The organism is Pseudomonas sp. BB438, assembly GCF_057180225.1.
In genome coordinates, this window is record NZ_CM170001.1 from 1219229 (window position 1) to 1233161 (window position 13933).

At 64.4% G+C, this 13933-nt stretch carries 10 protein-coding genes and 1 pseudogene; 6 read left to right on the forward strand and 5 right to left on the reverse strand.

Going from position 1 to position 13933, the window contains the following annotated elements; translation table 11 throughout:
- The first annotated feature begins 24 nt into the window (after window positions 1–24).
- Both ftsZ and lpxC read left to right on the forward strand, forming a co-directional pair.
- Entirely contained in the window at window positions 25–1209 is a 1185-nt protein-coding gene (gene ftsZ / locus AC1ZV1_RS05855) for a cell division protein FtsZ (RefSeq protein ID WP_484295901.1), read from the forward strand.
- Between the two features lie 112 nt (window positions 1210–1321).
- Entirely contained in the window at window positions 1322–2233 is a 912-nt protein-coding gene (lpxC, locus tag AC1ZV1_RS05860) for a UDP-3-O-acyl-N-acetylglucosamine deacetylase (protein WP_015475884.1), read from the forward strand.
- 68 nt (window positions 2234–2301) lie between these two features.
- Here the strand turns inward: lpxC and AC1ZV1_RS05865 are convergent, their stop codons facing one another.
- Window positions 2302–2769, reverse strand: coding sequence for a DUF721 domain-containing protein (locus tag AC1ZV1_RS05865; protein WP_484295902.1), 468 nt, complete (start codon window positions 2767–2769; stop codon window positions 2302–2304).
- Between the two features lie 290 nt (window positions 2770–3059).
- Between AC1ZV1_RS05865 and secA the strand changes: the two genes are divergently transcribed.
- The 4 genes from secA to AC1ZV1_RS05885 all read left to right on the forward strand — a co-directional run bounded on the left by secA (window position 3060) and on the right by AC1ZV1_RS05885 (window position 9079).
- Window positions 3060–5810, forward strand: coding sequence for a preprotein translocase subunit SecA (secA, locus tag AC1ZV1_RS05870; RefSeq protein WP_484295903.1), 2751 nt, complete (start codon window positions 3060–3062; stop codon window positions 5808–5810).
- 108 nt (window positions 5811–5918) lie between these two features.
- On the forward strand, window positions 5919–7136 hold the full coding sequence (gene argJ / locus AC1ZV1_RS05875; protein WP_484295904.1) for a bifunctional glutamate N-acetyltransferase/amino-acid acetyltransferase ArgJ: 1218 nt from the start codon (window positions 5919–5921) through the stop codon (window positions 7134–7136).
- 148 nt (window positions 7137–7284) lie between these two features.
- Window positions 7285–7914 carry a glutathione S-transferase family protein gene (locus AC1ZV1_RS05880; protein ID WP_484295905.1) on the forward strand — a complete coding sequence of 210 codons (630 nt, stop codon included), beginning with the start codon at window positions 7285–7287 and terminating at the stop codon, window positions 7912–7914.
- A gap of 214 nt (window positions 7915–8128) precedes the next feature.
- A complete protein-coding gene (locus tag AC1ZV1_RS05885) occupies window positions 8129–9079 on the forward strand; it encodes a Nudix family hydrolase (RefSeq protein ID WP_484295906.1) in 951 nt (316 codons plus the stop codon).
- Window positions 9080–9244: 165 nt separating this feature from the next.
- Here the strand turns inward: AC1ZV1_RS05885 and AC1ZV1_RS05890 are convergent, their stop codons facing one another.
- The 4 genes and pseudogenes from AC1ZV1_RS05890 to AC1ZV1_RS05905 all read right to left on the reverse strand — a co-directional run.
- Window positions 9245–9817 (reverse strand): cob(I)yrinic acid a,c-diamide adenosyltransferase, encoded by a 573-nt coding sequence (locus AC1ZV1_RS05890; protein ID WP_484295907.1) that lies wholly within the window; start codon window positions 9815–9817, stop codon window positions 9245–9247.
- A 3-nt stretch (window positions 9818–9820) separates the two neighbouring features.
- Window positions 9821–11872 (reverse strand): sensor histidine kinase, encoded by a 2052-nt coding sequence (locus AC1ZV1_RS05895; RefSeq protein WP_484297513.1) that lies wholly within the window; start codon window positions 11870–11872, stop codon window positions 9821–9823.
- A 62-nt stretch (window positions 11873–11934) separates the two neighbouring features.
- Window positions 11935–12846, reverse strand: a complete 912-nt coding sequence (locus AC1ZV1_RS05900; RefSeq protein ID WP_484295908.1) for a putative 2-dehydropantoate 2-reductase — start codon at window positions 12844–12846, stop codon at window positions 11935–11937.
- Between the two features lie 38 nt (window positions 12847–12884).
- Window positions 12885–13874, reverse strand: a pseudogene (locus tag AC1ZV1_RS05905) (response regulator); the annotation flags it as partial.
- Between the last annotated feature and the right edge of the window lie 59 nt (window positions 13875–13933).

Here is a 13933-nt window from a genome sequence, read left to right on the forward strand (position 1 = left end):
AACTAGAAAGGAAGGAGAGGGGAAATGTTTGAACTGGTAGATAACGTCCCGCAAACAGCAGTCATCAAGGTGATCGGCGTAGGTGGTGGCGGCGGCAATGCCGTGAACCACATGGCCAAGAACAACGTTGATGGCGTCGAATTCATTTGCGCCAACACCGATGCGCAGGCGTTGAAGAACATCGCCGCGCGCACCGTGCTGCAGCTCGGCCCGGGCGTGACCAAGGGCCTGGGGGCTGGCGCCAACCCGGAAGTGGGTCGTCAGGCCGCCATCGAGGACCGCGAGCGTATCGCCGAAGTCCTGGAAGGTGCCGACATGGTCTTCATTACCACCGGCATGGGTGGCGGTACCGGTACCGGTGCTGCGCCGATCATTGCCGAGGTTGCCAAGGAAATGGGCATCCTCACCGTGGCCGTGGTCACCCGTCCGTTCCCGTTCGAGGGCCGCAAGCGCATGCAGATCGCCGACGAGGGCATCCGCTCGCTGGCAGAAAGCGTCGACTCGCTGATCACCATCCCGAACGAAAAACTGCTGACCATCCTGGGCAAGGACGCGAGCCTGTTAGCCGCCTTCGCCAAGGCTGATGACGTACTGGCCGGTGCCGTTCGCGGTATCTCCGACATCATCAAGCGCCCGGGCATGATCAACGTCGACTTCGCCGACGTGAAAACCGTCATGAGCGAAATGGGCATGGCCATGATGGGTACCGGCTGCGCCAGCGGCCCGAACCGCGCTCGCGAGGCGACCGAAGCCGCGATCCGCAACCCGCTGCTGGAAGACGTCAACCTGCAGGGTGCCCGCGGCATCCTGGTCAACATCACCGCCGGTCCCGACCTTTCCCTGGGCGAATACTCCGACGTGGGTAATATCATCGAGCAGTTCGCATCCGAGCACGCCACCGTGAAAGTGGGCACCGTGATCGATCCGGACATGCGCGACGAGCTGCACGTCACTGTGGTCGCCACCGGCCTGGGCGCGCGCCTGGAGAAACCGGTCAAGGTCGTCGACAACACCGTTCAGACCCAGGCCGTCAGCACTCAGTCTCCGGTTCAGCGCGAGCAGCAGTCGGTGAACTACCGTGACCTGGACCGCCCGACCGTCATGCGCAACCAGAGCCACGGCGGCGCAGCCACCGCGGCCAAGCTGAACCCGCAGGACGACCTGGACTACCTGGACATCCCGGCCTTCCTGCGTCGTCAGGCCGATTGAGTCGATTTATCAGGAGTATCAATGTGATTGGTGTTCAGCAAAGGGCGGTTCTGCTATCATCGCCGCCCATTGTTGACAACAGTTCGCAACTTGCGCGAAAGCGGCCAAAGCCATGATCAGACAACGCACCTTGAAGAACATCATCCGGGCGACCGGTGTCGGCCTGCATTCCGGGGAGAAGGTTTACCTGACCCTGAAGCCGGCTCCCGTCGATACTGGCATCGTGTTCTGCCGGGCTGACCTCGACCCTGTGGTGGAAATTCCTGCACGGGCCTCGAACGTCGGCGAAACCACCATGTCGACTACCCTGATCAAGGGTGACGTCAAAGTGGATACCGTGGAGCATCTGCTTTCGGCCATGGCCGGCCTGGGTATCGACAACGCCTATGTCGAGCTGTCTGCGTCGGAAGTACCGATCATGGACGGCAGCGCAGGTCCCTTCGTATTCCTGATCCAGTCCGCTGGCCTGCAAGAGCAGGAAGCGGCCAAGAAGTTCATCCGCATCAAGCGCGAAGTGACGGTGGAAGAGGGCGACAAGCGCGCCACCTTCGTTCCGTTCGACGGCTTCAAGGTGAGCTTCGAGATCGATTTCGATCACCCGGTCTTCCGTGGTCGCACCCAGAAAGCCGTGGTGGATTTCTCCAGTACGTCCTTCGTGAAGGAAGTCAGCCGCGCCCGCACCTTCGGGTTCATGCGCGACATCGAGATGCTGCGTTCCCAGAACCTGGCTCTGGGTGGCAGCGTGGAGAACGCCATCGTGGTCGACGAGTATCGAGTGCTCAACGAAGATGGTCTTCGTTACGAGGACGAGTTCGTCAAGCACAAGATCCTGGATGCCATTGGTGACCTGTACCTGCTGGGTAACAGCCTTATCGGCGAGTTCATCGGCTACAAGTCCGGTCACGCCCTGAACAACCGTCTTCTGCGTACCCTCATCGCAGACAAGGACGCTTGGGAAGTGGTGACCTTCGAAGACGCCAAGACTGCGCCGATCTCCTATATGCGACCCGCTGCGGCCGTATAAGGAAACCTCCTCCTTTCAGCTACAACTTCAAAGGCCACCTCAGGGTGGCCTTTTTTTATGCCTGCGTTTTATTCCGCGTCCGGTTCCGGAGGCTTGCGGCTGCGACTGGCAAGGCGTTCGAGAGCGGCTTTCAGCTGCGGATTGCTGATACCTTCGGCGGCTTCGTGCAAGGTGGCGGAGGCGGATTCGGTGATCCGGTTGGTGTTCACCCGTGTTGGCGTCTGGACCGTGGGTTGCACCTTGAACAGAATGCGCGCCAGTCCCTGGAATTCCTCGAACGCGGCCAGTTGCCGCAGCAGTCGGTTCTGCTGGTAGCGCAGGCGCGTGGCCCAGTGGCCGTCAGTGACGACCAGCAGCAGGCTGCCTCCGCGCCACGACGCGACACGGCAGTAAGGGCGCGCGGCTGGTTGCAGTTGAGAATCGAGCAGTTCCTGCAGGCGCGAGAGGCGTTGCGCCTCGGCGAACAGCGACTGCAGCGGCTTGGCTTCGCGCAGCAGCTTGGTCATCGCCTTGGCGGGCAGGGGGCGGAAGGCCATGAGGAACTACCGGGAATGAATGAAGAAGGATGGTAACAGATGCGGCCTGGGCCAGATGCCACCGTCGACCCTTGAAGTTACCTGCCTGCGTCACCATATCAGCCACACGGATCGAAAGTTGTCCGCCCATGCATTGCCCCTGACGGCGCAGAATGCGAAGCTTCCAAGAATGACTTCGACACTTTTCTCGTGGAAGTTTCCGGGTAGAATGCCCGCTTCATTGCCGTTCCGCGCCGCGGCCAGCCAGTCGGGCAGCCCTCCAATTCTCCAGTTCGGATGACCCAGTCGATATGTTTGCGCCTTTGTTGAAAAAACTCTTTGGAAGCAAGAACGAGCGCGAAGTGAAGCGCATGGCCAAGCTGGTTCAGGCCATCAATGCACTCGAGCCCCAGATGGTCCCGCTTTCCGATGAGCAACTGAAGGCCAAGACCGAAGAGTTCAAGGCACGCGTCGCCAAGGGCGAGACCCTCGACCAGATCCTTCCGGAAGCCTTCGCCGTTGCCCGCGAGGCCGGCAAGCGCGTGATGGGCATGCGCCACTTCGACGTCCAGCTGATCGGCGGCATGACCCTGCACGAAGGCAAGATCGCCGAGATGCGTACCGGTGAGGGTAAGACGCTCGTGGGTACCCTGGCCGTCTACCTGAACGCCCTGTCCGGCAAAGGCGTGCACGTGGTCACCGTGAACGACTACCTGGCCCGCCGCGACGCCAACTGGATGCGCCCGCTGTACGAGTTCCTCGGTCTTTCCGTGGGCATCGTCAGCCCGTTCCAGCCGCCGGAAGAGAAGCGCGCAGCCTACGCCTCCGACATCACCTACGGCACCAACAACGAATTCGGCTTCGACTACCTGCGCGACAACATGGCGTTCAGCCTGGAGGACAAGTTCCAGCGTGAACTGAACTTCGCCGTGGTCGACGAAGTGGACTCCATCCTCATCGACGAGGCGCGGACTCCGCTGATCATCTCCGGCCAGGCCGAAGACAGCTCCGAGCTGTACATCAAGATCAACAAGCTGATCCCGCGCCTGAAGCGTCATATCGAGGAAGTCGAAGGCCAGGTGACCCAGCAGGGCCATTACAGCATCGACGAGAAGACCCGCCAGGTCGAGCTCAACGAGCAGGGCCATGCCTACGTCGAGGAGCTGCTGACCCAGAACGGCCTGCTGGCCGAGGGCGAGAGCCTCTACTCGGCGCACAACCTCAGCCTGCTGACCCACGTTTACGCCGCGCTGCGCGCCCACACCCTGTTCCACCGCAACGTGGAATACATCGTCCAGGGCGATCAGGTCCTGCTGATCGACGAGCACACAGGCCGTACCATGCCGGGCCGCCGCCTCTCCGAGGGCCTGCACCAGGCCATCGAGGCGAAGGAGAACCTGCCGATCCAGGCCGAGAGCCAGACCCTGGCTTCGACCACCTTCCAGAACTACTTCCGCCTCTACACCAAGCTGGCCGGCATGACCGGTACCGCCGACACCGAGGCCTTCGAATTCCGCCAGACCTACGGCCTCGACGTGGTGGTGATCCCGACCCACCGTCCGGTTGCCCGTAAGGACTTCAACGACCTGGTGTACCTGACCCAGGACGAGAAGTACGCCGCGATCATCACCGACGTGCAGCAGTGCCAGGCGCTGGGTCGTCCGATCCTCGTGGGCACCGCGTCGGTCGAGACCTCCGAATACGTCTCGCAACTGCTGCAGAACGCCGGCATCGAGCACAAGGTACTGAACGCCAAGTACCACGAGAAGGAAGCCGAGATCATTGCCCAGGCCGGTCGTCCGGGCTCGGTTACCATCGCCACCAACATGGCCGGTCGTGGTACCGACATCCTGCTGGGCGGTAACTGGGAAGTCGAAGTCGCCGCGCTGGAGAACCCCACCGACGAGCAGATCGCCCAGATCAAGGCCGACTGGCAGAAGCGCCACCAGCAGGTCATCGAGGCGGGCGGCCTGCACGTGATCGCTTCCGAGCGCCACGAATCCCGCCGTATCGACAACCAGCTGCGCGGCCGTGCCGGCCGTCAGGGCGACCCGGGCTCCAGCCGCTTCTACCTGTCGCTGGAAGACCACCTGATGCGCATCTTCGCCTCCGACCGGGTGAAGAACTTCATGAAAGCCCTCGGCATGCAGCCGGGCGAGGCGATCGAGCACCGCATGGTGACCAACGCCATCGAAAAGGCGCAGCGCAAGGTCGAAGGCCGCAACTTCGATATCCGCAAGCAACTGCTGGAGTTCGACGACGTCGCCAACGAGCAGCGCAAGGTGATCTACCACATGCGCAACACCCTGCTTGCGGCCGACAACATCGGCGAGACCATCGCCGAGTTCCGCGAAGAGACCCTGAACAACACCGTCAGTGAGCATATCCCGCCGCAGTCGTTGCCCGAACAGTGGGACGTGGCTGGCCTGGAAGCCGCGCTGTACAGCGATTTCGGCCTCAAGCTGCCGGTCCAGCAATGGCTGGATGACGACGAGAAGCTCTACGAGGAAACCCTGCGCGAGAAGATTCTCGCCGAGCTGGTGGCCGCTTACCACGAGAAGGAAGAGCTCGCCGGCGAAGAAGCCCTGCGCACCTTCGAGAAGCAGATGCTGCTGCGCGTTCTGGACGATCTTTGGAAGGACCACCTGTCCACCATGGATCACCTGCGTCACGGCATTCACCTGCGCGGCTACGCGCAGAAGAACCCGAAGCAGGAATACAAGCGCGAGTCGTTCAACCTGTTCCAGGATCTGCTGAACTCCATCAAGCGCGACACCATTCGCGTGCTGTCCTTCGTCCAGGTTCGCCGCGAAGACCCGGCAGAGGAAGAAGCCCGTCTGCGCCGCGAAGCCGAGGAAATGGCCAAGCGCATGCAGTTCCAGCACGCCGCCGCTCCGTCCATGGAGCAGGTCACCGCCGAGCCGGAAGAAGAGGGTGAAGTACCGACTGACAACGTTGTGCCGATGGAACCCGTCCGTAACGAACCGAAGATCGGCCGCAACGAGCCGTGCCCATGCGGTTCGGGCAAGAAGTACAAGCACTGCCACGGTCAGGTGGAATAACGCCTCCCGACCCTGATACCAACGCCGCGACCGGCCCTGCCGCTCGCGGCGTTTTTCTCATTTGATCCACCGATCAGCTGATTCACTGACTAGATAGGAGCGCGCCACATGGCTGTTGGTCTCGGCCCCATGCCCACCCTGCACCCGGTCCCCGGTTTCGAACTTGGCATCGCCTCCGCCGGCATCAAGCGACCCGGCCGCAAGGACATCGTGGTGATGCGCTGCGCCGAAGGCTCAACCGTGGCCGGTGTGTTCACTACCAACGCCTTCTGCGCTGCCCCGGTGATCCTGGCGCGCAAGCGCTTCCTGGGGCCGGTACGCTACCTGCTGACCAATACCGGCAACGCCAACGCCGGCACCGGCGAGCCGGGCCTGGCCAATGCCACCCGTACCTGCGCCAAGCTGGCCGAACTGGCCGGCGTACCGGAAAGTGCCGTGCTGCCGTACTCCACCGGCGTGATCGGCGAGCCGCTGCCGGTCGAGAAGATCGAAGCCGCACTGCCTGCCGCGCTGGCCAACCTCTCTGTGGATAACTGGGCTGACGCCGCTGCCGGGATCATGACCACCGACACCCTGCCCAAGGGCGCCAGCCGCCAGTTCGAGCACGACGGTGTGACCATTACCGTCACCGGCATCAGCAAGGGCGCCGGCATGATCAAGCCGAACATGGCCACCATGCTCGGTTACATCGCCACCGACGCCAAGGTTGCCCAGGCCGTGCTGCAGGACCTGCTGCGCGACGCCTCGAACAAGTCGTTCAACCGCATCACCATCGATGGCGATACCTCGACCAACGACTGCTGCATGCTGATCGCCACCGGCCAGGCCGCGCTGCCGGAAATCACCGTCGCCTCCGGTGCGCTGTTCGCCGCGCTGAAGCAGGCGGTGCTGGACGTCTCCATGGAGCTGGCCCAGGCCATCGTCCGTGACGGCGAAGGCGCCACCAAGTTCGTCACCGTGCAGGTGAACGGCGGCGCTACTCACCAGGAGTGCCTGGACGTCGGCTACGCCGTGTCCCACTCGCCGCTGATCAAGACCGCGTTGTTCGCGTCCGACCCGAACTGGGGGCGCATCCTCGCCGCCGTCGGCCGTGCCGGCGTGCCGGACCTGGACGTGAGCCTGATCGACGTGTTCCTGGATGACGTGGCCATCGCCAGCCGTGGCTGCCGTGCCGCCAGCTACACAGAGGATCAGGGTGCAAAGGTCATGGCTCAGGAAGAGATCACCATCCGCATCGATCTCGGCCGCGGCACCTGCAGCGAGACTATCTGGACCACCGACCTGTCCCACGAGTACGTGAAGATCAACGCGGAATACCGCACCTGATCACCGCATGAGCTCGGGCGTCGATGCCACGTTGGCGCCTCGCATCGCTCGCATTCCCGATTTTCATCGATGGATGAAAATCGGGAATTTGTTTTCATGGCTGCCGCGCTCTAAGGTCTCCTGATTGACCCTCAAGAGCATCGCGTCCATGTCCCTTACCCTGATCATCGGCAGCAAGAATCTCTCCTCCTGGTCCCTGCGCGGCTGGCTGGCCATGCAGCTCACCGGCGCCGAGTTCGAGGAAATCCTGATTCCCCTGGGCGGCCAGAACACCGCGCGGCGTATCCGTGAGCATTCCCCCAGCGGCAAGGTGCCGGCTCTCAAGTGCGAGCACGGGCTGATCTGGGATTCCCTATCGATCGCCGAATACCTCGCCGAACGTTTTCCCGAAGCCCACCTCTGGCCCCGTGGCGAAGCTGCCCGCGCCCTGGCGCGGTCGGTTTGCGCCGAGATGCACAGTGGCTTCATGGCGCTGCGCTCGCACATGCCCATGGACATCCAGCGCAACCAGCCGCTGGCCGAGGTGCCCGAAGCGGTGGAAGCCGATATTGCCCGCGTGGTCGAACTCTGGGCGCTTTGCCGCCAGCAGTTTGGCCAGGACGGCCCATTCCTGTTCGGCCATGCCAGCATTGCCGATGCCTTCTATGCGCCCATCGCCACGCGCCTGCGCAGCTACTGCGTGACGCTGCCCATCGAGGCGCAGAACTACGTCGACGCGATCTACGCCTGGCCGGCCTTCCGTCCCTGGCTGGACGCGGCGATGGTCGAACGCGCCTGAAGCGACGCTCCAATGACGGTAGAATGCCCGCAGTAACCCATTGACGATCTGCTGCGCGTCGGAACAGCTGCGTTGAAATCGGTTTCGGGATGCTCATTTACGGTCTGTAAACTGTGCTCCCTCAACCGATTTCGCCTTGCTCTTCCCCAGGTCGCGAGAGTGTAAGCAGGTCCTGTGCGCGGGCCCTGCCTGAATCGGATTGAGGAGTAGCACTGTGAAACGAGTACATGTCGCCGCCGCCGTGATTCGCGGACTCGATGGCCGGGTGCTGATCGCCCGCCGTCCGGACGACAAGCACCAGGGCGGTCTCTGGGAGTTTCCCGGTGGCAAGGTGGAGGAGGGCGAGGCGGTGCAGGTCGCCCTCGCCCGCGAGCTGAAGGAAGAGCTGGGCATCGACGTCGAGCAGGCGCGTCCGCTGATCCGCGTGCAGCACGACTACAGCGACAAGCACGTGCTGCTGGATGTCTGGGAAGTCTCCGCCTTTTCCGGCGCGCCTCACGGCGCAGAGGGCCAGCCGCTGGCCTGGGTTGCCCCGCGCGACCTGCCGGATTACGAGTTCCCGGCGGCCAACGAGCCCATCGTACAGGCGGCGCGCCTGCCGGATCGTTACCTGATTACTCCCGACGGCCTGGAAGTCCCGCAACTGGTGCAGGGTGTACGCGCTGCCGTTGCCAACGGTATCCGCCTGATCCAGCTGCGCGCGCCGAACATGTACAGCCCCGAGTACCGCGACCTTGCCGTCGACGTCCAGGGGTTGTGCGCCGGCAAGGCGCAGCTGATGCTCAAGGGGCCGCTGGAATGGCTGGGCGACTTCCCGGCGGCCGGCTGGCACCTCACTTCCGAGCAGCTGCGCAAATACGCCCCCAATGGCCGGCCGTTCCCCCGCGAGCGCTTGCTGGCGGCGTCCTGCCACAACGCCGAGGAGCTGGAGCTCGCGGCGCGCATGGGGGTGGATTTCGTCACCTTGTCGCCGGTGCAGCCGACCGAAAGCCATCCGGGCGAGCCGGCACTGGGCTGGGAAGCAGCGGCGGAGCTGATCGATGGCTTCAGCCAGCCGGTGTTCCTGCTCGGCGGCGTCGGTCCGCAGGATGTCGAGCGCGCCTGGCAGGCGGGTGCGCAGGGCGTGGCAGGTATTCGCGCGTTCTGGCCGAAAAGCGAAGGCTGATCGGCACTTTACGTGGGGCGGCGATGGGTATCGCTTCGCTCCACACCATCCTACGAAATACCGCCGTGCTCACTGTAAGTGCGGGCCATGCCCGCGATCGCCCGCATGGCGCGCTCCTCCAGGTTGGCTGCGTCATTTCCCGGTTTGAGTGGCCTGTCACGTCGATCAGGCCGGCTTTTCGGCCGCCTGCCAGAGAATCTCTTCCACGCCCTGGCGACGGGCGATGAACCGCGCGGCGACGAACAGCAGGTCGGACAGCCGGTTCAGGTAACGCAGGCCCGCGCCTTCCAGCGGCTCTTCGGCATTCAGCTGCTGGCAGCGACGTTCGGCATTGCGCGCCTGGGCGCGGCACAGGTGGGCGAGAGCCACCAGGCGCGAGCCGCCCGGCAGGATGAAGTTCTTCAGCGGCCCGAGCTCTTCGTTCCACCGGTCGATCACCTGCTCCAGGCGCTCCACTTCGGCGTCGTTCAGCGCGCGGTACTCCGGCATTGCCAGCTCGCCACCGAGGTCGAACAGGCGGTGCTGGATCGGGCCCAGCACACCGATCGCTTCCTCCAGTGCGCTGCTGCGCGCCTCGTGCAGCCCGGCCAGCAGCAGGCCGAGGTAGCTGTTCAGCTCGTCCACTGCGCCCATGGCTTCCACCCGCGGATGGTGCTTGGGCACGCGGCGGCCATCGGCCAGGCCGGTTTCACCGGCATCGCCGGTGCGGGTGTAGATCTTCGACAGGCGATTGCCCATGGCTCATTGCTCCTTGTCGTCGCGCGCCAAGAGCGGCAGCGGCGGGGAAATCTCGGCGGCCAGCGGCAGGCGGATGGTGAAGCAGGTGCCCACGCCCAGCTCGGATTGCACCTCCATCTGCCCCTTGTGGTTGTTGGTAACGATGAAGTACGAGACCGACAGGCCCAGTCCCGTGCCTTGGCCGACTTCCTTGGTGGTGAAGAACGGTTCGAAGATGCGCTTGCGCACGTTCTCCGGCATGCCGCAGCCGTTGTCCTCCACCTGGATTTCCGCCCACGGAGGATTGAGCCGCGTGCGCAGGGTGATGCGGCCGTATTCGCCTTCCTCTTCGTCGTCGCGCAGGTGGATGGCTTGGGCGCCGTTCTTCAGCAGGTTGAGCAGGACCTGTTCGATCTCGTTGGCGATCACCGGCACCGGGCCCAGGCGCTGATCGTACTCGTGGACGATTTCCAGCGACTTGAAGTCGAAGCCGCCGGTGAGGTCGAAGTCGTTGCCGGCGATTTCCACGGCCTGCTCCAGCAATGCCGGCAGCTCGCAGGCGGCCATCTGGCGGTGGCTGCGGCGGCTGAAGGAGAGCATGTGGGTGACGATCTTCGCTGCGCGCGATCCGGCGTACTGGATGCCATCCATCAGCTTGGGAATCTCCCGTGCCTCCAGGTAGTGGTTGAGGTCGTCCAGGCGCACGCCCACTTCGCCGGCCACTTCGAGGTTCTTCGGCAGGTCCGGTGACAGTCGCCGGCGGATGTTCTGCACGTTGTGCAGGATGGCGCCCAGCGGGTTGTTGATCTCGTGGGCCATGCCGGCAGCGAGGCCGCCGACCGAGAGCATCTTCTCCGACTGCACCATCATCTCTTCCATCCCGAGGCGGTCGGTGATGTCGTCGATACGGATGACCGCGCCACGTCCGGTGCCGCCCATCAGCGGGTAGAAGGTCAGCGCATAGTGGCGCGGGGCGTCGGTGAGCGCCCAGGTCACGCGCTCGACGCGTTCGACCTTGTGCTGCTCGGCCGCGCGGGTGAGCTGCGGCAGGAACGGCTTGAGAGAAGGGAAGGCGAGGAACACCGGCTGGTTCACCGCGTCGTCCAGGCTGGTGCCGGAAAGCTGGCTGGCCTCCTGGTTCCACTGGGTGACGTAGAGCTGCTCGTCCACCGCGATCAGCGCCGAGGGCATGGAGTCGATGATGCTGTTGAGGTAGTGCTGGAAACCGGTGAGCTTCTTCTCGATCTTGCCGCGCACCTGGACTTCCAGCTCCAGCTTGCGGTTCGAGCGGCGGGTCTCCTCGGCCAGCGACTGGGCCTGCTCGACGGCTTCCTGGGCGTCGTCGCGAGCGCGCTTGAGCTGCTGCTCGCGTGCCTCGATGCGGGTGAGCATGGTGTTGAACGCGTCGGCCAGGCGGCCGATCTCGTCGGCATTGCCGCGCTCGGCGCGCAGCGCGTAGTTCTCCTCGCGGGTGACCTGGCGCGAGAGCTCCTCCAGGCTGCGGATCGGTCGGGTGATGAGGCGGCGGATCTGCTGGGCGATGAGCAGCCAGAGCAGTACCGAGACGGCGAGGATCACCAGGCTGGCGGTGAGCGTGCCGGTATAGAACGCGCCGGGCAGCTCGCTGCTGGCTACCAGCAGCAGGTAACCGCTGTTGCGACCGGCCTGGGGCAGCTCGAACAGGGCGTTGAGGCGGTATTCGTGCTCGCGCCAGCGTTCGAGATGATCAAGGCGCTCCGGCAGGGCAATCGGGCCGTTGCCCGGCGTCTGCGCAATACGCTCGCCATTGCTGTCGTAGAGCGCGGCGGCGCGCAGCGGCTGATAGTCGTCCAGCTGGCGCAACAGTACCTGGGCCTGGGTCGGCGAGGACAGCGCCGGCTCACTGAGCGCGGGGTTGGCGATCAGCCGCCCGATGGTCTGCAGCGCCTGGGGGGCAACGCTGTCCTGGGAAATCCAGTAGGCGGCGCTGATGAAGGCCAGGTTGGCCACCAGCATCACGGTCGCCAGCAGCACCAGCAGGGCGGCGAGGATTTTCTGGCCGACCGGCAGGTCTTCCAGGCGCTGGCGCAGGTTCATGGGTGAAGGCATGGGCGCGTCGAAGAGAGAAAAACGGAAGAGGCGGGCAGGGTAGCCCGCCATCAGTTGTCGGGCAATCCGCGCGCCACCAGGCAGGCCTGCAGGCGCCCGTGCAGGGCGCGTAGCTGTGGCAGGGCCAGACGCAGGCGGTCGCCTTCGCGGCAGGCGTGGCCGAGCAGGTAGGCGATCTCGCTGCGCCGGCCCTGGGCGACGTCCTGGTACATCGAGGAGAAGTTCGCCGCGGTGGCGGCAATCACGCGCTCTACATCGCCCTGCAGCTCCCGCGCGGCGGAGGCGTAACCGGCGGCATGGAGCAGTTGGCCCAGCTCGTCGCAGAGCCCGGCGACCTCATCGGGATGACTGGCCAGTTCGCCGTTGCGGCACTGGTGCAGCACGGTGAGCGGGTTGATCGCGCAATTCAGGGCAAGCTTGCGCCACAGGCGCTCGAGAATGTCGTCGCTCCATTGCACGGGAATCTCCGCGCGGCGCAGGTCTGACAGCCAGGCCGGTTCGTCGCCGCCCTGTTCGTCGCCCAGCCAGGTCTGTCCCTGGCCCGCGAAGACGACACGGAAGTCGGCCTCGCGGAATGCGCCTTCGGTGCTGGAGGCATAGAGGCAACGAGCGCGCGGCAGGTGCGCGCTGACCGCCTGCTGGCTGCCCAGGCCATTCTGCAGCAGGATCAGCTCGGCGCCCGGGGCCAGGCGTGCCGCCACGCTGGCCGCGGCGGTTTCGGCGTCATAGGCCTTGCAGGCCAGCAGCAGGCGCTGGATCGGCGCTCCCTGGGCAGCGGTTTCCGCGGGGATCGGGTAAAGGCTTTCGCGACCGTCTTCCACCAGGGTGATGCCGCCGAGGCTACGGTAGGCGTTGAGGCGCTGGCGGTCGCGTAACAGCAGGCGCACCGGCAGGCCGGCGCGGGACAGGCGGGCGGCCCACAGACAACCGAGGCTGCCAGCGCCGAGGATGGTCCAGGTCATGGGAGGAACTTCGCGGGTTCGGGGGCTTACCGCGAAGTTTAGCGCAGGCCGGTCAGGCGACTGGCATTGATTCGTCCGCTGGCGAAGGCGTCAGGCAGCAGCGCGCGGCCCTGCTGCATTACCTGATCGACTTCCAGGGGCAGCGCCTTGGCGTCCAGGCCGACCAGGCTGATGCCGGCCTTGAGGGTGATGAAGCCCTCGCTGGTCTTGAAGGCCTTGAGGTTCAGCCCTTCGTGCAGACGGCGGAAGCTGCTGGGCGAACATTCCTGCAGATCTTCGAGCAAAGTGATCAGGGCGAAGTGCTGGTGATCGAGACGCGCCAGCACGTCCAGTGGCCGCACCAGTTGCTGCAGCCGGCGGGCGACACCATGGAGCAGTTCGTTCTGGAACGGCTGGCCGTGCTTCTGCCCCAGTTCGGCCAGCTCCGGCAGGCCGATCAGCATGTAACACACCGCACCGCCACGGGATTCCACCTGGCGGATGCTGTCGGCCAGCTTCTGCTTCAGGTAGCGCTGGTTGCCCAGGCCGGTGGAACTGTCCACCAGGTTGCGCTCTTCCAGGCTGGTGATGTTCTCGGTAAGCAGGCGGTTTTCCATCAGCAGGCGCTGCAGGGTATTGCTCAGGCGGTCGGCAGCCAGGACCCGGGGCACCAGTTGCTCGTTCATCGAGGACTTGCTGACGAAGTCGTCCACGCCGCGGTCGAAGGCCTCGGCCAGGGCGTTGTCACCCTCCTTGCCGGTGAGCAGGATGATGTAGGTGTAATGATCGCCACTCTCGTCGAGCTGGCGCACCCGGGCGGTCAGTTCCAGGCCGTCCATCTCGGGCATCAACCAGTCGGCGAGAAGGACGCTGACCGGTTCCTTTTCCAGCAGGTCGAGCGCCTCGCTGGCACTGCTGGCAAAGCGTACGTTCTGATAGCCTGCCTGGCTCAGTGCGCGGCCGATCATGGCGCTGGAGAACTTGGCATCGTCGACCACCAGGATGCTGAGATGGTTGGTTGGCATGAAAAGGAATGTCTCGCAAACGGGTGGGAAATGCCGACTCTCGCTGTCAGAGGCCGGGCGCGGTCGTATCTGTCAGTTATAAT

Bases quoted from the DNA above. Each gene is read 5' to 3' on its own strand.
- ftsZ (WP_484295901.1), top strand. From the start codon at position 25: ATGTTTGAACTGGTAGATAACGTCCCGCAAACAGCAGTCATCAAGGTG.
- lpxC (WP_015475884.1), top strand. From the start codon at position 1,322: ATGATCAGACAACGCACCTTGAAGAACATCATCCGGGCGACCGGTGTC.
- AC1ZV1_RS05865 (WP_484295902.1), bottom strand. From the start codon at position 2,769: ATGGCCTTCCGCCCCCTGCCCGCCAAGGCGATGACCAAGCTGCTGCGC.
- secA (WP_484295903.1), top strand. From the start codon at position 3,060: ATGTTTGCGCCTTTGTTGAAAAAACTCTTTGGAAGCAAGAACGAGCGC.
- argJ (WP_484295904.1), top strand. From the start codon at position 5,919: ATGGCTGTTGGTCTCGGCCCCATGCCCACCCTGCACCCGGTCCCCGGT.
- AC1ZV1_RS05880 (WP_484295905.1), top strand. From the start codon at position 7,285: ATGTCCCTTACCCTGATCATCGGCAGCAAGAATCTCTCCTCCTGGTCC.
- AC1ZV1_RS05890 (WP_484295907.1), bottom strand. From the start codon at position 9,817: ATGGGCAATCGCCTGTCGAAGATCTACACCCGCACCGGCGATGCCGGT.
- AC1ZV1_RS05895 (WP_484297513.1), bottom strand. From the start codon at position 11,872: ATGAACCTGCGCCAGCGCCTGGAAGACCTGCCGGTCGGCCAGAAAATC.
- AC1ZV1_RS05900 (WP_484295908.1), bottom strand. From the start codon at position 12,846: ATGACCTGGACCATCCTCGGCGCTGGCAGCCTCGGTTGTCTGTGGGCC.